Annotated in this window: 20 protein-coding genes; 10 read left to right on the top strand and 10 right to left on the bottom strand. The window is 73.7% G+C overall.

Annotation, left to right across the window (positions count from 1 at the left end; all coding sequences use genetic code 11):
• Positions 1 to 115: 115 nt before the first annotated feature.
• From EDD40_RS34025 to EDD40_RS34000, 6 genes are all read right to left on the bottom strand, one after another.
• On the bottom strand, positions 116 to 967 hold the full coding sequence (locus EDD40_RS34025; RefSeq protein ID WP_123748496.1) for a shikimate dehydrogenase: 852 nt from the start codon (positions 965 to 967) through the stop codon (positions 116 to 118).
• Positions 964 to 2,184 (bottom strand): endolytic transglycosylase MltG, encoded by a 1,221-nt coding sequence (gene mltG, locus EDD40_RS34020; protein ID WP_123746551.1) that lies wholly within the window; start codon positions 2,182 to 2,184, stop codon positions 964 to 966. The genes EDD40_RS34025 and mltG overlap by 4 nt, the downstream gene beginning before the upstream one ends.
• Positions 2,181 to 2,693: a Holliday junction resolvase RuvX gene (gene ruvX / locus EDD40_RS34015; RefSeq protein WP_123746550.1), complete on the bottom strand. Its 513-nt coding sequence runs from the start codon at positions 2,691 to 2,693 to the stop codon at positions 2,181 to 2,183. The genes mltG and ruvX overlap by 4 nt, the downstream gene beginning before the upstream one ends.
• Positions 2,694 to 2,700: 7 nt before the next feature.
• On the bottom strand, positions 2,701 to 5,391 hold the full coding sequence (gene alaS / locus EDD40_RS34010) for an alanine--tRNA ligase (protein ID WP_123746549.1): 2,691 nt from the start codon (positions 5,389 to 5,391) through the stop codon (positions 2,701 to 2,703).
• An 80-nt stretch (positions 5,392 to 5,471) separates the two neighbouring features.
• On the bottom strand, positions 5,472 to 5,741 hold the full coding sequence (locus EDD40_RS34005) for a hypothetical protein (RefSeq protein ID WP_123746548.1): 270 nt from the start codon (positions 5,739 to 5,741) through the stop codon (positions 5,472 to 5,474).
• Entirely contained in the window at positions 5,738 to 6,133 is a 396-nt protein-coding gene (locus EDD40_RS34000) for a DUF948 domain-containing protein (protein WP_123746547.1), read from the bottom strand. Before EDD40_RS34000 ends, EDD40_RS34005 begins: the two co-directional genes overlap by 4 nt.
• A gap of 268 nt (positions 6,134 to 6,401) precedes the next feature.
• On the opposite strand from EDD40_RS34000, the gene EDD40_RS33995 reads away from it, so the two are divergent.
• The 5 genes from EDD40_RS33995 to EDD40_RS33975 are packed head-to-tail and all read left to right on the top strand — an operon-like array spanning position 6,402 to position 13,059.
• Positions 6,402 to 7,784, top strand: coding sequence for a pyridoxal phosphate-dependent decarboxylase family protein (locus tag EDD40_RS33995; RefSeq protein WP_246038017.1), 1,383 nt, complete (start codon positions 6,402 to 6,404; stop codon positions 7,782 to 7,784).
• Positions 7,781 to 9,430 carry an IucA/IucC family protein gene (locus EDD40_RS33990; RefSeq protein ID WP_123746545.1) on the top strand — a complete coding sequence of 550 codons (1,650 nt, stop codon included), beginning with the start codon at positions 7,781 to 7,783 and terminating at the stop codon, positions 9,428 to 9,430. Before EDD40_RS33995 ends, EDD40_RS33990 begins: the two co-directional genes overlap by 4 nt.
• Positions 9,427 to 10,005: a GNAT family N-acetyltransferase gene (locus EDD40_RS33985; RefSeq protein WP_123748495.1), complete on the top strand. Its 579-nt coding sequence runs from the start codon at positions 9,427 to 9,429 to the stop codon at positions 10,003 to 10,005. The genes EDD40_RS33990 and EDD40_RS33985 overlap by 4 nt, the downstream gene beginning before the upstream one ends.
• Entirely contained in the window at positions 10,002 to 11,321 is a 1,320-nt protein-coding gene (locus EDD40_RS33980) for a lysine N(6)-hydroxylase/L-ornithine N(5)-oxygenase family protein (protein ID WP_123746544.1), read from the top strand. Before EDD40_RS33985 ends, EDD40_RS33980 begins: the two co-directional genes overlap by 4 nt.
• Entirely contained in the window at positions 11,314 to 13,059 is a 1,746-nt protein-coding gene (locus tag EDD40_RS33975) for an IucA/IucC family protein (RefSeq protein WP_123746543.1), read from the top strand. Before EDD40_RS33980 ends, EDD40_RS33975 begins: the two co-directional genes overlap by 8 nt.
• Before the next feature lie 118 nt (positions 13,060 to 13,177).
• On the opposite strand, the gene EDD40_RS33970 is transcribed toward EDD40_RS33975, so the two are convergent.
• Together EDD40_RS33970 and EDD40_RS33965 are read right to left on the bottom strand one after the other, a co-directional pair.
• Positions 13,178 to 13,906, bottom strand: a complete 729-nt coding sequence (locus EDD40_RS33970) for an SAM-dependent methyltransferase (protein ID WP_246038015.1) — start codon at positions 13,904 to 13,906, stop codon at positions 13,178 to 13,180.
• Between the two features lie 41 nt (positions 13,907 to 13,947).
• Positions 13,948 to 15,282 (bottom strand): replication-associated recombination protein A, encoded by a 1,335-nt coding sequence (locus EDD40_RS33965; RefSeq protein ID WP_123748493.1) that lies wholly within the window; start codon positions 15,280 to 15,282, stop codon positions 13,948 to 13,950.
• Positions 15,283 to 15,384: 102 nt separating this feature from the next.
• Between EDD40_RS33965 and EDD40_RS33960 the strand changes: the two genes are divergently transcribed.
• Genes EDD40_RS33960 through EDD40_RS33945 form a run of 4 tightly spaced genes read left to right on the top strand, consistent with a single transcriptional unit; the run spans position 15,385 to position 17,733 of the window.
• Entirely contained in the window at positions 15,385 to 16,197 is an 813-nt protein-coding gene (locus tag EDD40_RS33960) for a type VII secretion target (RefSeq protein ID WP_123748492.1), read from the top strand.
• The gene (locus EDD40_RS33955) at positions 16,197 to 17,216 is read left to right on the top strand and encodes a CHAP domain-containing protein (RefSeq protein WP_123746542.1); all 1,020 of its coding nucleotides are present in this window, start codon (positions 16,197 to 16,199) and stop codon (positions 17,214 to 17,216) included. The genes EDD40_RS33960 and EDD40_RS33955 overlap by 1 nt, the downstream gene beginning before the upstream one ends.
• Entirely contained in the window at positions 17,213 to 17,491 is a 279-nt protein-coding gene (locus EDD40_RS33950; protein WP_246038011.1) for a YbaB/EbfC family DNA-binding protein, read from the top strand. Before EDD40_RS33955 ends, EDD40_RS33950 begins: the two co-directional genes overlap by 4 nt.
• Positions 17,479 to 17,733, top strand: coding sequence for a hypothetical protein (locus EDD40_RS33945; protein ID WP_170185287.1), 255 nt, complete (start codon positions 17,479 to 17,481; stop codon positions 17,731 to 17,733). The genes EDD40_RS33950 and EDD40_RS33945 overlap by 13 nt, the downstream gene beginning before the upstream one ends.
• A 94-nt stretch (positions 17,734 to 17,827) precedes the next feature.
• Here EDD40_RS33945 and EDD40_RS33940 read toward each other — a convergent pair whose 3' ends face one another.
• Positions 17,828 to 18,592, bottom strand: a complete 765-nt coding sequence (locus EDD40_RS33940) for an ESX secretion-associated protein EspG (RefSeq protein WP_123746540.1) — start codon at positions 18,590 to 18,592, stop codon at positions 17,828 to 17,830.
• Between the two features lie 72 nt (positions 18,593 to 18,664).
• On the opposite strand from EDD40_RS33940, the gene EDD40_RS33935 reads away from it, so the two are divergent.
• Complete coding sequence (locus EDD40_RS33935; protein ID WP_246038009.1) at positions 18,665 to 19,414, top strand: helix-turn-helix transcriptional regulator; 750 nt, start codon at positions 18,665 to 18,667, stop codon at positions 19,412 to 19,414.
• Here the strand turns inward: EDD40_RS33935 and EDD40_RS33930 are convergent.
• On the bottom strand, positions 19,341 to 19,877 hold the full coding sequence (locus tag EDD40_RS33930; protein ID WP_236594385.1) for a hypothetical protein: 537 nt from the start codon (positions 19,875 to 19,877) through the stop codon (positions 19,341 to 19,343). The two genes, EDD40_RS33935 and EDD40_RS33930, sit on opposite strands and share 74 nt — an antisense overlap.
• Positions 19,878 to 19,883: the final 6 nt, after the last annotated feature.

Below are 19,883 nucleotides of genomic sequence, written 5' to 3'. Positions count from 1 at the left end.
GTGTGCTGAGCGTTCAACTCGGGTGTTCCGAACGTAGGACACACACGTTCCGAACGTAGGACTCACGTGTTCCGAACGTAGGACTCACGCGTTCTGGACGTAGGACTCACGCGGGTCAGAGAGGGAGGGGGAGGAGGTCGCCGGTGGCGGCGCGGAGGGCGGCGCGCATCGCCTCGCGCGGCGCGGGCAGGCCCGTGAACTGCTCGGACTGGCCGAAGGCCTGGTGCAGGAGCATGTCCAGGCCGGTGGCGAGGGTGCGGCCCCGGCGCCGCACGGCGTGGGCCAGCGGCGTCGGCCACGGGTGGTAGATGACGTCCAGCACGCACGGCGCCCCGGCCAACGCGTCGGCGACCGGCTCGGTCGCCTCCGGCGGCACGGTGCTGATCAGCACGTCCGAGGCCGACGCCAGGGCGGCGAAGTCGGCGGTGTCCCAGGTGACGACGTCCAGCGCCAGGCCCAGGCGGGACGCGCACGACTCCGCCTCCGCCGCCCTGCTCGCCGAGCGGACCACCAGCGTCACCGCGCGCACGCCGACGGACGCCAGCGCCACCAGGGCCGCGGTCGCCGTGCCACCCGCGCCCAGCAGCACCGCGCGCGAGCCGGACGTGAAGCCGCACGAAGCACGCAGCGCGCCGAGGACGCCGTCCACGTCGGTGTTGTCCGCACGCCACCCGCCGTCGACCGGCACCAGCGTGTTCGCGGCCCCCACCCGCACGGCCCGCGACGTCGCCGACGTGGCCACCGCCAGTGCCGCGCGCTTGTCCGGCATCGTCACCGACAGGCCCGCCCACGCCTGGTCCAGGCCCGCGACCAGGGACGGCACCTCCTCGGCCACGCACTCGACGCGCGTGTACTCCCAGCCGGTCAGGCCCAGCGCCGTGAACGCGGCGTTGTGCAGCACCGGGGACAGCGAGTGGGCCACCGGCGAGCCGATGACCGCCGCGCGTCGAGGCTGGACCGCGGTCAGAAGACGCCCCTCTCGCGAGCGTCGTCCGAGACGACCAGGTGCTCGTCGTAGGTGTTCGTGAAGCACGACGTGCCGTCCTTCTCGCACTTCACGAAGTACATCCACGGCCCGTCCTCGGGCGTGATCGCGGCCGTGATCGCCTCCCGGCCGGGCGAGCCGATCGGGGTGGGCGGTGGACCTTGCACCTGGTAGGTGTTGTACGGCCCGGACGCCTCGCGGTCCTCGTCGCTGGTGGTGATGATCGGCCGGTCCAGCTTGTAGTTGACCGTGGAGTCCAGCTCCAGCTTCTGCGGCTTCGCGAGCCGGCTGTAGATCACCCGCGAGATCTTGCCGAAGTCCTTGGTCAGGCCTTCCTTCTCGATCAGGGACGCGATGACCAGCACCTCGTAGGGCCGGAAACCCGTCTTGCCCGTGCCGGACGGGATGCCGTAGCCCTGCAACCGCGTGAAGGACGTGGCGAGCACGCTCTTGAGCAGCTCGACCGCGTCCGCGCCCGGCTTGAGGTGGTACAGGCCCGGCACGATGAGGCCTTCGAGGCGGTTCGGCTTCGGCGCGGCGAGGACGTCGGGCAGCGCCCAGTCCGGCAGGCCGAGCGCGGCCGGGTCGGCGTTGTCCGCCGCGTCGCGCAGCTGAGCCGGCGTCACGCACTGCTTGGCGCCGCCCAGTTCGACGCAGGAGGCGTCCGACAGCAGCGACAGGATGCCCTTGGTGACCTTGCCGTCGGGGGCGGTGATGTCGTGCAGCACGTAGCCGCCCTTGACCTCCAGCGGCACGACCTTCGCCGCCGGGTCCACCATCCGGGCCACCGCGGCCTCGCCGGACATCTTGGTCTTCATCAGGTAGAACCCGGGCTGGATCGCGGTGACCCGCGAGTCGCCGGCGCCCGCCTCGGTGAACGCGCGCGAGCTCGCCACCACGCCCTGCTCCTTGAGCGTGGTCGCGATGGTGGTGACGAGGTCGCCGTCCTTGACCTCGACCACCACGTCCGCCTCGCCCGCACCCGCGAAGTCGTCGTACGAGCCGATGCCGCTCAACGTGCGGTAGCCGTAGTACGCGCCGACGCCGCCGCCGGTGAGCACCAGCGCCACGACGACCCACAGGATCGTCCGCTTGCGCCTGCGCTTGGCGCGGCGGGCCGCGGCGTCGCTCCTGCCGCGTGCGACCCGCTCGTCGTGGCGGGTCTCTGGATCGGTGAACAACCCGAGGTCGTCGTTCACGAGCCGTCCTTAGCTCCGGGGGCCCGCTCCGCGTCGGATCGAGCCACTTGTCGCGCCCGTGCGTCCAGCCAGGACTGCAGGATCTCGACAGCGGCAGCCTGGTCGACGACGGCGCGTTGCTTCTTGCCGCGCACCCCGCGCTCGGCGAGCACCCGGCTCGCCGTGACGGTGGTCAGCCGCTCATCGGTGAGCCGCACCGGAACCGGTGCGACGCGCTCGGCCAACGCCGCAGCGTACGCCGACGCCGCCTCGGCCGCCGGCCCGTGCCTGCCCGCCAAGGTGCGTGGCAGCCCGACCACGACCTCCACCACGTCGTGCTCGGTGACGAGTCCGGCCAGGTCACGCAGGTCCCCGCCGGTCTTCGCGTCACGCGCCAGGGTGACCAGCGGCGTGGCGAGGAACGCGCCCGGGTCGCTCAGCGCCACCCCGACGCGCACCGCGCCGACGTCGACGCCCAGCCTCCGGCCGAGGCCGGGGTCGTCGACGCCGGGGCGGTCGGCGGAGGTCAATGCGCCCTCACCGGGAGGAAGCACTTCGGCCGGCTTCGAGGGCGCGGTCCACCTCGGCCCGCAGGGCGGCGACGGCCTCGTCGACCCCGGCCGGGTTCGTGCCGCCGCCCTGGGCGAGGTCCGGCTTGCCGCCGCCGCGGCCGCCGACGGCCGGGGCGAAGGCCGGCACCAGCTTGCCGGCGGCGAGGCCCAGGTCACGGGCGGCGGACGTGGTGGCGACCACGAAGCTGACCTTGTCGCCGTCCGGGGCGAACAGGCCGACCACGCCCGGCTTGTCGCCGAGCCGGTTGCGCACCTCGCCGGCGATGGTCCGCACGTCGGCGCCCGACGTGCCCTCGGGCAGCCGCAGGGCCACCAGGGACACGCCGCGCACGTCCAGGGCCTGCTCGGCCAGGGAGCCGGCGTTGGCCACGAGCTGGGCGGCCCGGACCTTCTCCAGCTCCTTCTCGGCCACCCGCAGCCGCTCCACCAGGGCCTCGACCCGGGCGGGCACCTCGGCGTCGGGCACCTTCAGCATGGCGGCGACGTTCTGCACCAGGGCCCGCTCCTGGGCCAGGTACTTGAAGGCCTCGATGCCGACGTAGGCCTCCAGGCGGCGCACGCCGGAGCCGACGGACGACTCGCCGATCACCGTGATGGGGCCGATCTGGGACGAGTGCTCGACGTGCGTGCCACCGCACAGCTCGCGCGACCACGGCCCGCCGATCTCGACCACGCGCACGGTCTCGTCGTAGGTCTCGCCGAACAGGGCGACGGCGCCCATCTCCTGGGCGCCACCCATGTCGGTGTAGACGACCTGCACCGGGAGGTCCTTGCGGACGGCCAGGTTGGAGACCTCTTCGATCTCGCTGCGGGCCTGTTCGGACAGGCCGCCGGTCCAGGCGAAGTCCAGCCGCAGGTAGCCCGGCTTGTTGTACGAGCCGCTCTGCAGGGCCGACGGGCCGAGCACCTGCCGCAGGGCGGCGTGCACGACGTGCGTGCCCGAGTGGCCCTGGCGGGCGCCCACGCGCCACTCCGGGTCGACCCTGGCCTCGACGTGCTCGCCCTCGGCGATCTCGCCGCTGACCACGCGCACCTGGTGCACCCACAGCTTGCGGGCGACCTTCTGGACGTCCACGACCTCCAGCTCGGCGTCGGCCGTGACGATCGTGCCGGCGTCGCTCTCCTGGCCGCCGGACTCGGCGTACAGCGGGGTGCGGTCGAGCACGACCTCGACGATGTCGCCCTCGCGGGCCGACTTCACCCGCTTGCCGCCGCTGACGATGCCGCGCAGGGTGGCCTCGCTGGCCAGCTCGGTGTAGCCGGTGAACTCGGTGGCGCCGAGCTCCAGCAGCTCCCGGTACACGGTCTGGTCGCCGTGGCCGGTCTTCTTGCCGGCGGCGTCGGCCTTGGCGCGGGCGCGCTGCTCGGCCATCAGCTTGCGGAACCCGTCCTCGTCCACGGTCAGGCCGGCCTCGGCGGCCATCTCCAGGGTGAGGTCGAACGGGAAGCCGTAGGTGTCGTGCAGCTGGAAGGCCTGGTCACCGGGCAGCGTGGCGCGGCCGTCGGCCTTGACCTGCCCGGCGGCCGTCTCGAAGATCCGCGACCCGGCGTCGAGCGTGCGCAGGAACGTGTCCTCCTCGGCCTTGAGGACCTGCTGGATGCGGGCGAAGCCGGAGACCAGCTCGGGGTAGGAGGGGCCCATGGCGTCGCGCACGACCTCGGCGAACCGCACGAGCACCGGCTCGGTGACGCCGAGCAGGCGGGCCGAGCGGACGATGCGGCGCAGCAGGCGGCGCAGCACGTAGCCGCGGGCCTCGTTGCCGGGGGTGACGCCGTCGCCGACCAGCAGCACGCCGCTGCGGGCGTGGTCGGCGATGACGCGGAAGCGCACGTCGTCGGTGGCGTCGGCGCCGTACTGGCGACCGGAGAGCTGCTCGGCCTTGGTGATCACGGTGCGGACGAGGTCGGTCTCGTAGACGTTGTCGACGTCCTGCAGCAGCATGGCGACGCGCTCGACGCCCATGCCGGTGTCGATGTTCTTGTCGGGCAGCTCGCCGAGGATCGGGTAGTCCCTCTTGGCGCCGCCCTCGCCGCGGACGTTCTGCATGAAGACCAGGTTCCAGATCTCCAGGTACCGGTCCTCGTCGACGACCGGGCCGCCCTCCTCGCCGAAGGCGGGGCCGCGGTCGTAGTAGATCTCCGAGCACGGGCCGCACGGGCCGGGCACGCCCATCGACCAGTAGTTGTCCTCGATGTCGCGGCGCTGGATGCGCTCGGGCGGCAGCCCGGCGACCTTCTGCCACAGGCCGGCGGCCTCGTCGTCGTCCAGGTAGACGGTCACCCAGATGCGCTCGGGGTCCAGGCCGTAGCCGCCGTCGGCCTGCGGCCTGGTGACCAGGTCCCAGGCCAGCCGGATGGCGTCTTCCTTGAAGTAGTCGCCGAAGGAGAAGTTGCCGGCCATCTGGAAGAACGTGTTGTGCCGGGTGGTCTTGCCGACCTCGTCGATGTCCGGCGTGCGCACGCACTTCTGGATGCTCGTCATCCGCGGGGCGGGCGGCGGGGCCTCGCCGAGGAAGTACGGCTTGAACGGCACCATGCCGGCGTTGACGAACAGCAGGTTCGGGTCGTCGAGCAGGAGGGAGGCGCTGGGCACGTACTTGTGGCCGGCGTTCTCGAAGTGCTCGCGGAAGCGCTTGATGATCTCGTGGGTCTGCACGGTGAAGTCCTTCGGGAGTGTGGAAGCGACGTCGGCCTGGCCGACGGTCGGGCGTGGGCGCGGTGAGGCGAACGAACGACCTACTTGGCGTCGTTCGCCCCGCGCGCTCGCCGACCCGGCGTGAAGCCCGTCTGACGTTCCACGGTGTCCTGCAACTCCTGTTCGCGCTCCGACATTCCGGCGCGCACCTCGGCGCCGAACGAGCCGAGGGCGCCGGCCAGCTCGCGCAGGCCCTGGCCGACGTTCTCGCCGATGCCCGCGGGCGTGGCGGCGTGCGCGGCCTGACCCGCCTTGCGGGTGGCGAAGACGCCGGCGGCGATGCCGAGCCCGAACCAGAACAGCCGCCTCATCGCCTGCCCCTGCGTCGAGTGTGCTTGCTGGAGATCTCCTTGGTCGCGCGCCGGGCGCGGATGGCCTTGCTCACGCCGTAGGACAGCGCGGCGGCCTTGACCAGCGGACCGCCCAGCGTGGCGGTGAACAGCGAGGTGAGCGCGGAGACGTTGCCGGTGACCGCGCGGGCGTTGGCGGTGATCCCGTCCACCCGCTCCAACTGCGTGTTCACGTGCGTGATCGTCGTGTTCGCGCCGGTGAAGAGCGGGTCGCTGTTCTGGTGCGCCTTGCGGATGGCGATCGTGGCCTCGTCCAGCGTCCGGCCCAGCTTGATCAACGGGATCGCCAGCAGCAGCACAAGCAGCACGAACGCGCCGGCGGCGACCAGCGCGGCGATCTGCCCTGGCGACACGGATCCTCCTGGTGGATTGCACGGCTCAAGGTGGTGGCCAAGGTTACCGCGACCGCGCCGGGGCCTCCGAACGAGATCGGGGCACGGGTGTGCCACCTGGTGGGACGCCTGCCCAAGACCCCCCATTTGGCGTCGATTCGATCGTGGTCGCGGCGGCTAGCGTGGTGACGCGAGTGATCGTCACAGCACGGATGGTGACGGAGGGCTTGACACACACCACGCCGAGTAGATGAGGTAAGCCTAGCCTTAGTCGATCGTCGGAGGTGTCGTGTTCGCCGTCAGCCCCTCCGCAGGACCGATCCCGCCGGGCAGACCCGCCGACGTGCTGGCCAGGGCCCGCCGGGTGCTCGGCGACGTGCCCGAGCACGGCATCGGCGCGGACGCCGCGCTGGCCCGCGTCGCGACCGTGCTGACCGAGGGCGGTGTCGACCTGACCAGCCCGTTCGCCGCCGCCCACCTCCAGCCGCCGCCGCTGGCCGTCGCCGTCACGGCGGACGCGCTGGCCGGCGCGGGCAACGCCTCGCTGGACACCTACGACTCCGGCCCCGCCGCGCTCGCCGTGGAGCGGTGGGTCGTGGCGGCGCTCGCCCGGCTGGCCGGGTTCGACGCCGACGCGGACGGCGTGTTCACCCCCGGCGGCACGCTGTCGAACCTGACCGCGCTGCTGCTGGCCAGGGACGCGGCGGCGGCCCGGCTCGGCCTGGACGTGCGGGCCGACGGGGTGGGCGCGCTGCCCGACCCGGTGGTGTTCTGCTCGGAGCTCGCGCACTTCTCGGTCGCGCGGGCGTGCGCGGCGCTGGGCCTCGGCGAGCACGCGGTGCGCACGGTGTCGGTGGACTCGCGCCGGCGGATGCGGCCGGACGCGCTGGCGGCGGTGCTGCGCGCGGGCGGCACGCCGGTGGCCGTCGTGGCGACCGCGGGCACCACGGACTTCGGCTCGGTCGACCCGTTGCCGGAGGTGGCGGAGATCGCCCGCGAGCACGGCGCGTGGCTGCACGTGGACGCCGCCTACGGCTTCGGCGCGTTGTTCTCGGCGAAGCTGGCCGGGCTCGTGGACGGGCTGGCGCTGGCCGACTCGGTGACCGCGGACCTGCACAAGATCGGCTGGCAGCCGGCCGCGGCGAGCGTGCTGCTGGTGCGCTCGGCGTCGCTGTTCGGCCCGCTGGAGCGCTCGGTGGCCTACCTGAACCCGGAGGACGACCGGGCGGAGGGCTACGACGGCGCGCTCGGCCGGTCGTTGCAGACCACGCGCCGGCCGGACGCGGTGAAGGTGGCCGCGACGCTGCTCGCGCTGGGCCGCGCCGGACTGGGCGCGCTGGTCGACCGGTGCCACGAGCTGGCCGGGCACGCCGCCGCGCTGATCTCCGCCGACCCGTCGTTCGAGCTGGTCGGCGGCGCGACGCTGACCACGGTGGTGTTCCGCTACCGGCCCGCCGACGAGTCGCTGGCCGACGAGGTGAACGCGCGGCTGCGCCGGGCGCTGCTGCGGGCCGGCGCGGCGCTCATCGGCCGCACCGAGGTGGACAAGGCGACGTGCCTGAAGTTGACCCTGCTCAACCCGAACGCCCGGGAGGCGGACCTGGTCGCGCTGCTGGCACTGGTCCGCGATGCCGGTTCCGCCGCCGAACGACTTGTGGAAGGAGCCGCATGACACGCGATCCGCTGGAAGGCGACCCCCGGTCGACCGCGGAGCACGCGCACTTGGAGGCGTTGCTGCGCTGTTGGGTGCGGGAGCGCGACGTGCCGGTGACCGACCGGGTGCGGATCGAGGTGCTCGGCCTGCCGCTGGAGGCGGACGTGCGGTACGCGTCGCCGACCGGGCGGCACCGGTTCGGGCCGGTGACGCTGGCCGGCCGACCGGCCGACCCGGTGGTGGCGGCGGCCCTGGTGGGCGCGGAGCTCGGCGGTGACGCGGCCGACCTGGTCGAGCGCACCGCCGAGTCGGTGCGCCGGGTCGCGGAGTTCGTCGCCTACCGCCGCCGGGCGCCCGTCGGCCCGGCCGACCGGTTCCTCGACAGCGAGCAGCGGTTGATGCTCGGGCACCTGCACCACCCCGCGCCCAAGAGCCGCGACGGCCTGTCCGCCGCCGACGACGCCCGGTACGCGCCGGAGCTGCGCGGCTCGTTCCCGCTGTTCTGGTTCTCGGCGGCCCGGGAGGTCGTGTCGCACGGCTCGGTGGCCGGCCCGGACGCGGTGACGCTGATGTCGACGCTGGCGGGGCGCAGCCCCGAGCCCGGCCGGGTGCTGGTGCCCGCGCACCCGTGGCAGGCGCACGACCTGCTCGCCAGGCCGCGGATCGCGTCGCTGGTGTCGCGCGGGCTGCTGGAGCCGCTCGGCGAGTTCGGGCCCGCGTGGTCGCCGACCTCCAGCCTGCGCACGGTGTACCGGACCGGCGCGCCGGTGATGCTGAAGCTCTCGCTGGGCCTGCGGATCACGAACTCGCGGCGCGAGTCGACGTCGACCGAGCTGCGCCGGGGCTCGGAGGTGCACCTGCTGCTGGAGTCCGGCTACGCGGCCGGCACGGAGAAGGCGCACCCCGAGTTCAGCATCGTGCGCGACCCGGCCTGGCTCGCGGTGGACGAGGGCGGCGACGTCACCGGGCTCGACGTGGCCGTGCGCGACGTGCCGGCGGACCTCGGCGACTCGCGGTGCCTGGCCGGCATGGTCGCGCCGCGGCCGGGCATCGGGCGTTCCCTGCTGGGCGAGCTGGTGCTGCGGCTCAACGCGGCCGAGTGGGTCGCCGACTACACCGACCGCGTGCTGGTGCCGATGCTGCGGCTGTACGCGGAGACCGGCATCGGGCTGGAGGCCCACCAGCAGAACACCCTGGTGCGGCTGGACCCGGCGGGCCGCGTGGTCGGCGGGCGCTACCGGGACAACCAGGGCTACTACCTGGCGTCCTCGCACCTGCCCGGGGTGCTGGAGCGGCTGGGCGTCGAGGAGTCGACGCTGGCCGTGGTGGACGACTCGGTCGTGGACGACCGGCTCACCTACTACCTGCTGCGCAACCAGGCGTTGGCGGTGATCGGCTGCATCGGGGTGGAAGGGCTGGCCGACGAGCGCGACCTGCTCGGCGTGCTGGCGGCCCGGCTGGAAGCGGCGCTGCCGTCGCTGGCCGAGGCGGGGCCGGACGGCGACCGGCTGGCCCGGCGGTGGCTGGAAGCGGACGTGCTGCCGTGCAAGGCGAACCTGCTGACCAGGCTGGAGGGCATCGACGAGGTGCTCGCGCCGCTGGACGCGCAGTCGGTGTACTTCGACGCGCCCAACCCGTTGCGGGAGGGCCGGTGCGCCCGGTGAGCCACCTCGACGCCTACCGGCGGACCGACGACCTGTCGGCCGTGCCCGGTCCCCCGCTGCCCGCGCTCGCCGGCGGCTGGCGGGCCCGGGTGGTCGACCCGGACACCCGCGACCTGGACCTGGTGCACCGCTGGATGCAGGCGCCGCACGTGGCCGCGTTCTGGCACCAGGCGTGGCCGCGCGGGCAGTGGGAGGAGGAGCTGCGGCGGCAGCTGTCCGGGCGGCACTCGTTGCCGGTGCTGGTGAGCCGGGGCGAGGACCCGGTGATCTACCTGGAGGTGTACCGGGCCGCGCGGGACGTGGTGGCGCAGGTGTACCAGGCCCGGCCGCACGACCTCGGGCTGCACGTCGCCGTCGGCGAGCTGTCGATGACCGACCAGGGGCTGGTGCGCGAGCTGCTGCCGGAGGTGACCGCGGCGCTGTTCGACGCCGACCCGCGGTGCACGCGGGTGCTGCTGGAGCCGGACGTGCGCAACCGGCGGGCGATCGCGTCGTTCACCGCGGGCGGGTTCGCGCCGGTGGGCGAGGTGTTGTTGCCGGACAAGGTCGCCCTGCTGATGGTGCGCACGCGATGAGCGGCGGGAAGGCGGTCGCCGACGTGGTGGCGATCGGGTGCGGGCCGTTCAACCTCGGGCTGGCCGCGTTGGCGTCCACCGTGGACGACCTGGACGTGGTGGTGCTGGAGGCGCGCCCGGAGCTGCGCTGGCACAGCGGGGTGATGTTCGGCGACGCGGTGCTGCAGGTGAACTTCCTGGCCGACCTGGTGACGCTGGTCGACCCGACGCACCCGCTGTCGTTCCTGGCCTACCTGCGCGACGCGGACCGGCTGTACCCGTTCTACGTGCGGGAGAGGTTCCACCCGACCCGCCGCGAGTACGAGGACTACCTGAGGTGGGCGGCGTCCCGGCTGCCGGTGCGGTTCTCGCACACCGTGACGTCCGCGCGGTGGGCGGACGACCGGTTCGTGGTGTCGGGGCCCGGGTTCTCGGTCGAGGGGCGGCACCTGGTGCTCGGGGTCGGCACCGCGCCGTCCGTGCCGCCCGCGCTGGCCGGGCTCGGGGACCGGCTGGTGCACAGCTCCGACTACCTGCACCGGTCGCCGACCGCCGACCGGGTGACCGTGGTGGGGTCGGGGCAGTCGGGCGCGGAGATCGTGCTGGACCTGCTGCGGCGCAACCTGGACGGCGGACCGGCGGTGACGTGGCTGACCCGCACGCCGGTGTTCGCGCCGCTGGACTACACCAAGCTGGTGCTGGAGATGACGACGCCGTCGTACGTGCGGCACTTCCACTCGTTGCCGCAGGACCGGCGGGACGCGCTGCGCGCCGAGCACTGGCGGCACTACCGGGCGATCTCGGCGGAGACCCTGGAGGAGCTGCACGACCTGCTGTACCGGCGGGAGTGGGAGCACGGGCTCGCGCCGGTCGAGCTGCGGCCGGGCGTGGCGGTGGCGTCCTCCGCCGTGGACCCGGCTTCCGGCGAGGTGGTGCTGACGTGCGCGCACCGGGACACCGGCAGGACGTTCCGGCACCGCACGGACCTCGTCGTGGCCGCCACCGGGTACGCGCAGGCGCCGACGCCGTTCCTGGAGCCGTTGGAGCCGCACGTGCGCCGGGACGACCAGGGCCGGTACGTCGTGGCGCTGGACCACTCGATCGCGCTGGACCCGCCCGTCACCGGCCGGGTGTTCGTGGCCAACGCCGACCTGCACAGCCACGGCGTGGCCGCGCCCGACCTCGGCATCGGGGCGGTGCGCAACGCGACCATCGTCAACGCGGTGACCGGCCGCGAGGTGTACCCGCTGCCCGAGCACACCGCCTACACCAGCTTCAGCGCCCCCGGGGGCTCCGGGCGACGGGGGGACGCGGGGCGAGGAGACGACGATGACTGACCTGTGGCGCGAGTGCTCGGCGGCGTTGCTGGCGAAGGCGATCGGCGAACTGTGCTTCGAAGGGCTGCTCACCCCGACCGGCGACCACGAGCTCCGGTTCGAGGACGCGGTCTACACGTTCTCCGCGACGCGCACGGCGTTCGGCGGGTGGGTCGTGCGGCCGGGATCGGTGCGCCGGGCGGCGTCCGGCATCCTCGGTGACGACGTGGTGGAGCCGTGCGACGACGTGCAGCAGTTCGTCGTCGACGCGTTCCGGCACCTGCGCGTCGACCCGGCCACCACCGCCGGTTTCCTGGCCGAGGTGACCGCCACCCTGGCCGCCGACGTGGCGCTCGCCTCGACCGCGCGGCCGGTGGCGGAGCTGGCGCCGCTGCCGCAGGCGGAGCTGGACGGGCACCTGACCGGGCACCCGTGGCTGATCGCGAACAAGGGACGGGTCGGGTTCTCCGCCGACGACCTGGCCCGGCACAGCCCCGAGGCGCGCACACCCGTGCGGCTGCCGTGGCTGGCCGTGCACCGAGGGCTGGCGGAGTTCCGCGGCACGTCGGCGCTGTCCGAGTCGTCGGTGCGGGCCCACGAGCTGGACCCGGTGACGGTCGAGCGGTTCACCGAGTCGTTGCGGGAAGCCGGGGTCGACCCGGAGGCCTACGTGTGGCTGCCCGCGCACCCGTGGCAGCTGGACCACGTCGTGCGCACCCTGTGGGCGCCGGAGCTGGCCACCGGCCGGATCGTGGAGCTGGGCGAAGCCCCGGACTGGTACCTGCCGACCCAGGCGATCCGGACCGTGTCCAACGTGGACTCGCCGACGCGGTACCAGGTCAAGCTGCCGCTGCGGGTGCTGAACACGTCGGTGTACCGGGGCATCCCGCCGCACTGCACGCTCGCCGCGCCGGTCGTCACCCAGTGGCTGTCCGGGCTGTGGGCGGCCGACAAGCTCCTCGGCGAGTGGGGCACCGACCTGCTGGGCGAGGTGGCTTCGGTGACCGTCCGGCACCCGCAGCTGTCCCGCGCGGGCGCCGTGCCGTACCAGTGGCTGGAGACGATGGGGTGCATCTGGCGCGAACCGGTGGCGCTGCGGCCCGGTGAGCGCTCCTGGTCGTTGGCGGCGCTGCTGCACGTGGACCGCGCCGGCCGGCCGCTGGTGCTGGAGTACCTCGGGGGCACCGACCCGGCGGTGTGGTTCGCCGCGCTGCTCCGCGCCCTGCTCCGGCCGCTGCTGCACGTGCTCTACACGTACGGCGTCACGTTCAACCCGCACGGCGAGAACGTCGTGGTGATCACCGATCGCGACCACGTGCCGGTGCGCGTCGCCCTGCTCGACCTGGTGGACGACGTGAACGTGTCCGTCGACCGGGTGCCGGCACGCGGCCTGGAACCGGACGCGCACGACCCCGTGCTGCCGCGCAAACCGTGGCCGATCCTGCGCCAGTACGTCGTGGACGCCCTGCTGATCGGCGTCCTCCGCCCCCTGTCCACCCTGCTGCCCCTGCCGGAGGACCACTTCTGGGGCCAGGTCCGCGGCGAGGTCGACGCCTACCGCGCCCGCTTCCCCGAGCTGGCGGCCCGGATGGACGAAGGCTCCCTGACCACCCCGACCTTCCTCCGCTACCCGCTCAACAGCTACCGGATCACCCTGGGCTACCGAGACCTGACCGCCCGCCCCCCGGTGCCGCAGACGGACACCCTGCCGAACCCCCTGCACTCCGCCGCGCCGATCCCCCCGCCCGACGGCTGGTGACCGATCGGGACTGCAAGTCCTCGGCCCGGCAGACCCGCGGCGTAGTCGACCACCGGTGCGCGGAACGGGACGCGGCCGCCTCGTCCGGTATCCCCGGCCGGACGAGGCGGCCGGTGGTTCAGACGCGGGCCAGGGTCAGGTAGGCCAGGCCGAACCGGGCGCGGTAGCCCTTCAGCCAGCCGTCGCGGTGGTCGTCGACGATCGCGCGGACGTCGGCGGCTTCCGGGTGGTCGGGGTGGTCGAGCAGCCAGCGCTCCCGGGAGGCGCACCAGCGGGACTCGAAGCTGTCCCACTCGTCCCGGCTCGCGGTGGCGAGGTTGAGCAGGCGGTAGCCGCAGGCCATCGCCAGGTCGACCAGGTCGGCGAGGGCGCCGAACTCCTCCTCGCCGAAGATCTCGACCGACCTGTCGTCGGGCGGCTGCTCCCAGAAGCCGTCGCCGAGCAGGAGCGTGCCGCCGGGGCGGAGCCGGGCGCGCATGGCCTCCAACGTCTGCCGCGTGCCGCCCCACGCGTGCGAGGCGCCGATCGAGATCGCCACGTCGGCCGGCTCGGTCTCCCACGCGGTGACGTCGGCCAGCTCCAGCGTGACGCGGGACGCCAGCCCCCTGGCCTGGACGTTCGCCCGGCCGCGGGTGATGGCGTAGTCGTCGCTGTCGACGCCGGACCCGAGGGCGTTCGGCTCGTGCTCCACCGCCCTGAGCAGCAGTTCCGCCCAACCGCACCCGTAGTCGACGACCCGCTCCCCCGGCCGCAGGTGGAGGCTGCCGATCAGGTCGTAAGCCTTCGCGTCCGAGAGCGGGGTGTTGAAGTCGAGCAGGGCGTGGCCGTTCAGGGGGGCGTCCGTCACGGGGCACACCGTGTCAGAACTCCGACGGATCGGAAATGGATTTACTCCTGGCCGCGGACGGCCTTGCGCAGTCTCGGCAGCCGGTCGGCGAGGACGCGCTCCGCTCCCCGGCCCGTCGGCTGGTAGTAGTCCCGGCCCACCAGGTCGTCCGGCGCGTACTGCTGGGTCACCACGCCCTCCGGCACGTCGTGCGGGTAGCGGTAGCCCTGGGCGTTGCCCAGCTTCGCCGCGCCCGCGTAGTGGCCGTCGCGCAGGTGCGCGGGCACCGAGCCGATCGCGCCCTTGCGCACGTCGGACATGGCCTCGCCGATCGCGGTCGTGACGGCGTTCGACTTGGGCGCGGTGGCCAGGTGGATGGTGGCCTGCGCCAGGTTCAGCGCGCACTCGGGCAGCCCGATCAGCTGCACGGCCTGCGCCGCCGCCACGCACGTCGGCAACGCCGTCGGGTCGGCCATGCCGACGTCCTCGCTGGCGTGGATCACCAGCCGCCGCGCGATGAACCTCGGGTCCTCGCCCGCCTCGATCATCCGGGCCAGGTAGTGCAGCGCGGCGTCCACGTCCGAACCGCGGATCGACTTGATGAACGCGCTGGTCACGTCGTAGTGCTGGTCGCCCTGCCGGTCGTAGCGCACGGCCGCCTTGTCGACCGTCGCCTCCAAGGTGGCCAGGTCGAGCACGCCGCCGTCCCCGACCGAGTCGGCGGCGGCTTCGAGCGCCGTGAGGGCCCGCCGGGCGTCACCGCCGGCCAACCGGACCAGGTGGTCCTCGGCGGCCTGCTCGACGGTGACCGCGCCGCCGAGGCCGCGTTCGTCCCGCACGGCCCGCTTGACCAGCACGCGCACCGCGTCGTCGGTCAACGGCCGCAGCTGCAGCACCAGCGACCGGGACAGCAGGGGCGACACGACGGAGAAGAACGGGTTCTCCGTGGTCGCCGCGACCAGCAGCACGATCCGGTCCTCGACCGCGCCGAGCAGCGCGTCCTGCTGGGTCTTGGAGAACCGGTGCACCTCGTCGATGAACAGCACGGTCGACTCGCCCGAGCGGACCAGGCGGCGGCGTGCCTCCTCGATGACCGCGCGCACCTCCTTCACCCCCGCCGACAGCGCCGACAGCGCGGCGAACCGCCGGCCGGTGGCCTGGGACACGAGCGTGGCCAACGTCGTCTTCCCGGTGCCCGGCGGGCCGTAGAGCATGATCGAGGCGGGCGACGAGCCCTCCACCAGCCTGCGCAGCGGCGCGCCCGGCCCGAGCAGGTGGTCCTGCCCGACCACCTCGTCCAAGGTGCGCGGGCGCATCCGCACGGCCAGCGGCGCGTTGGCGGCGATGCGCGCCGCCTTCTCCTCCGGGTCGACGCCGAACAAGCCGTCGTCGAACATCCCCTCGTTCACGTGTTCGACTGTAGCTCCCCCGTGCACTGCCGCTGTCCGAGCGTGCAACGGCGGTTCCGCCGCAGGTCGTCGACGGTGCAGGGTGACCGCATGAGCACGCTGAGTCCGGAGCAGATCGCCCGGCACGCGCACGACGCGGGGTTCCGCGGACAGGACCTGACGATCGCCGTGGCGGTCGCGCTGGCCGAGTCCGGCGGCGACACCCGGGCGCACAACTCCACCCCGCCGGACGACTCCTACGGGCTGTGGCAGATCAACATGCTGGGCTCGATGGGCCCGGCGCGGCGGCGCGAGTTCGGGCTGGAGTCGAACCGGGAGCTGTTCGACCCGGCGGAGAACGCCCGTGCGGCGAACAAGATCTCCGGTGACGGCCGGTCGTGGACGCCGTGGTCGACCTACACCAACGGGGCGTACAAGCGTCACCTGGACGAGGCACGGCGGGGCGTCGAGGCGATGAAGCGCGGCGGCTCCGGCGGTGGTTCCGGCGGGGGCGGCTCACGCGGCGGGTCCGGTGGCGGTTCACGCGGCGGGTCGGGTGGCGGCGGCGGGTTCTCGGTCGACCTGGGCGTGCTGCGCGACTACGCGCGGCGGACGCGGAACTCGGCCGACGACCTCACCGCGCTCGGCCGGCGGCACGTGCGCGAGGTGCGCGAGATCGCCGAGGACAGCTTCGGGCGCATCGGCAAGCAGTCCGGGTTCGCCGACGCGTTGGACAACTTCGGCGCGGCGCTGCGCAAGCAGGTCAAGGCGGTCGCGCACAACACCGACGCGCTGGCCACGTCCGCGAGCCGCTCCGCCCGCGCGTACAAGGAGCAGGAAGACGACATCGCCGGTTCGCTGGGCGGCAAGGCAGGCGGCAGGACCGGCGGCAGCGGCGGCATCAGCGGCGGAGGGGAAGGGTAGTGGACACCCGAGCGATGGCCCGGCACTTCGCCGAGAGCATGATCGGCCACCGGAACTCGTTGGCGGGCAAGGCCGAGGACGCGGTGAAGGTGCAGTACGCGCTGCACCAGACCGCGACCGGCCTCACCGACGGGCACGAGGACCAGGCCAAGGCCGCCAAGACCGTGCTGGAGCACTGGAAGGGCGACAACTCCGAGGGCTTCGAGAAGCGCTCGAACCGGCTCGGCAGGCAGTTGCGGGTCACCGCCGACGCCGCCCGGGACGCGGAGAAGATCGTCGCCGGCGTCACCAGCGCGTTGACGACCGGCCACACGCGGGCGCGGCAGGCCGTGGACGAGTACCTGGACAAGGCGTCCCGGCTGCTGGACGCGGGCAAGGCCGTCGGCACGCAGGCGGCGCTGCTCAAGGCCGTGGCGCAGGCGGCCGACCTGGAGCCGAAGTACACCAAGGAGACCACCGAGACCGTCCGGCACGTGCGGGGCGAGCTGGAGGACGCCGCCCGCAGGCTGCGCGCGCTGGAGAAGGACGTCGAGCACGACGGCGTCGCGGACGGCCGGGCCGAACGCACCCGCGGCTCCACCACACCGTCCAAGGCGCGGGCCCGCGGCCGTTCGCGGACGATCATCTCGGCTGCCCGCAAGGAGCTGGGCACGCGGGAGAACCCGCCCGGCAGCAACCGCAACCCGTACGGGCCGACGGCGGCGTGGTGCTCGTCGTTCGCCACGGCGATGTGGCGCAAGTCGGGCGTGGACATCCCGCTGCTGCCGTTCACCGGCGACGTGTTCCGGTGGGGGCAGAAGCACGGCAAGGCGTACACGAGCCTGAGCGCGGTGAAACCGGGTGACGTGCTGCTGTTCGGGAGCGGGCCGAGCAGCCCGGCGACCAGCAAGCACATCGGGATCGTGGAGAAGGTCTCCGGCGGGACCGTGACGCTGATCGAGGGCAACTCGGGCGACAGTGTGCGGCGCAACACCCACCGGCTCAGCTCGGCGACGTTCTACGGAGGGGTGCACCCGTGATCACGGGGAACGCGCACGACCCGGACACGGGGATCGCGGTGGAGGTGGGTCCCGGCGGCGGGCTGCGCGAGCTGGCGCTGGACTCGCGGTCGGTGCGGCTGGGGCAGACCGGGTTGGCGCGGGCGATCCTGGCGCTGGTCGACACGGCGACGGCGCGGGCGAACGCGCGGGCGCGGCACGAGGTCGGTGACGACGTGTCGGCGTTGGGGCTGGACGTGCGGGCGAGGCTGGTGGAGTCGGTCGAGGACACGACTCCCGAGACGTGGCGGGTGTGATGGGGCTCGGTGAGCGGTTGGACTCGATCCGGTGCGAGGCGTCCGGCCGGGGCGTGACGGTGGTGGTCGACCTGCACGGGAAGCCGGTGGACCTGGCGTTCACCCGGGAGGCGCTGGCGATGCGGCCCGCCGAGCTGGCCGGTGTGATCCGCGAGCTGGCCGACGAGGCCGCCGCGGCCGCCGTCGCCGAGGGCATGTCGGTCCTGTCCGACGTCGTCCCACCGGACCTGCTCACGTCGTGAGCGTTCAACTCGGGTGTTCCGAACGTAGGACACACGCGTTCCGAACGTAGGACTCGCGCGAGCTGGACGTAGGACTCGCGCGAGGGTCGTGCGTTCAGCTCGCGCGGGTTTGCGCCAGCAGGGCGGTCACGTGGCGGGTCAGCCACGGGGTGTCGGCCGGTGAGAGGTGGACCCACTCGGTGTGGTGGGCCTCCTCGGTGGTCAGCGCGTAGCGGCCCGCGGCGGTCTCGGTCCAGCTCAGCACGCGGGAACGGCCCCGCGGGCCGGTGGCGGCCAGCTGACCGGTCGACCTGCGCGGCGAGTCCACCAGCGTGGTGATCGACCGGGTGGCGCGGCCGGTGATGCCGGCCTGGGCGAGGGTGCGCTCCAGCGCGGTGTGGCCGGACTGGGCGTAGGCGTCCATGGCGGCGGCGAACACGGACCGGGGCATCCGCACCTGCTCGCCCGGGCCGGCCGGCGCGTCGCCGATGACGCGCGTGATCGCGACCGCCAGGTCGGTGACCGGCTCCAGCGCCACCTCGCGGTCGTTCAGCACGGCCAGCACGCCGTGCCCGCCCCGGGCCGTGGCCAGCACCCGCCACGGGTACGGGCGGAACACCAGCGCGTCCACCGCGACCTCGCCGTGCGCGAGCAGCGCGAACAGGTCCTCCAGCGCCGGCGACACGTCCTCGCCGTCGGCCAGCCCCGCCTCGGTCAGCGTGCGGAGGACCTCGGCGCCGAGGGCGTCCCGGTCGTCCATCGTCTCGCCGTGCGACGGCACCTCCAGGGGGTAGGGCGGCTCACCCACGCCCAGGTCCTCCCACAAGAGGTCGAACTCCAGGTGGGACAGGACGACCGCGGTCGCCGAACGTCGCGCCATGAGGCCAGAAGGTAGCGCCCGGCGGCGTCTCGCGCGGCCGGTTGGGCAACACCGGTGGCTACGCTGCTCCCCGTGGACGTCGCCGGCGGGTTCCTGACTGTGCGGGCTTCCGGCGCGGCGGCGGCCAAAGCCGCGCTCAGCGGGGGTGCGGCCACCCCGGAGCACATCCAGCTGCTGGTCGGCTGCACGGTCTCGGGCGGGGTGCCGGGCAACGGCGCCGCGCTTCGGTTTCCCGATTGCGCGCTGCACGTGCTGCCCGACGTGGTGATGCTGACCGTGGCCGAGGCCCGCCTCACCGTCGGCTTCGGCGAGCTGAAGCCGCTGATGTTCCGACCGGTCCCGGTCGACGCCGCGCTGGACGCCGTGTTCTGCGGCGCGGTGGCCCACGTGCTCGCCGCCGCGCACGCCCTCGACCCGCACGGCCTGTCCCACCACCTGCTCGGCCTGGCCGAGCTCGTGCTGCGCAGCGCGTTGCGGGCCGAGCTGGAACGCGTGGACTCCCTGGTCGCCCGGCGGCGCGAAGCGTTGGAGTACATGCGCGAGCACCTGGCGGACCCGGCCCTGAGCGCGGACCGGGTCGCCGAGGCGTTGTTCATCTCCCGTCGCCGCCTCTACCAGCTCTTCGACGACGGGCAGGGCGTGTCCGAGCGCATCCGCGGCCTGCGGATCGACCGGGCCAAGGCGTTGCTCGCCGACCCGGCGAAGGCGGCGCGCGGCATCGGCGAGATCGCCAAGGACTGCGGGTTCGTCAGCGCCGCCCACTTCTCCCGGACGTTCCGCCAGGTGGTCGGCCGGACGCCGAGCGAGTTCCGTCACCGCTGAACCGCACGCCCGAGACGAACCGGCCCGCGATGCCCGCCACCTCCAGCCAGCCGCGCCCGGTCGGCGAGTGCAGCGTGAACACCGCGATCCGCGGCTGGTCCGGGTCGCTCACCACGACCTGGAGCTGGGCGCCCGGCCCGGCGACCGGGATGCGCTCCACGATCACCACCGGGTAGCCGGTCGCCGTCTCGCCGCGGGTGACCTCGCGGATCGACGGGCCGTCGAGGTGGAAGCCCAGTTCGTCGGGGTCGGCGGGCCGGTCGACCGCCACCACGCCCGCCATCAGCAGCGCGGGGTCCGCGTCCCGGTGCTCGACCACGGCCAGCAGGCCCGCGCCGTGCCGGTGCGCCAGCTCCGCGGCCTGCGTGGCGGACACCTCCAACCCTGGGTCACGGGTGCCTTTGAGCCGTCGCAGCACGGTCAACAGCTCCGCCGCGGTGCGTTCGGGACTGCCGAGTGCCACCGGGGT

This window comes from Saccharothrix texasensis, assembly GCF_003752005.1.
Lineage (GTDB): Bacteria > Actinomycetota > Actinomycetes > Mycobacteriales > Pseudonocardiaceae > Actinosynnema > Actinosynnema texasense.
Note: the sequence above shows the minus strand (reverse complement) of the source record. Positions and strands in the feature narration are given on the sequence as shown.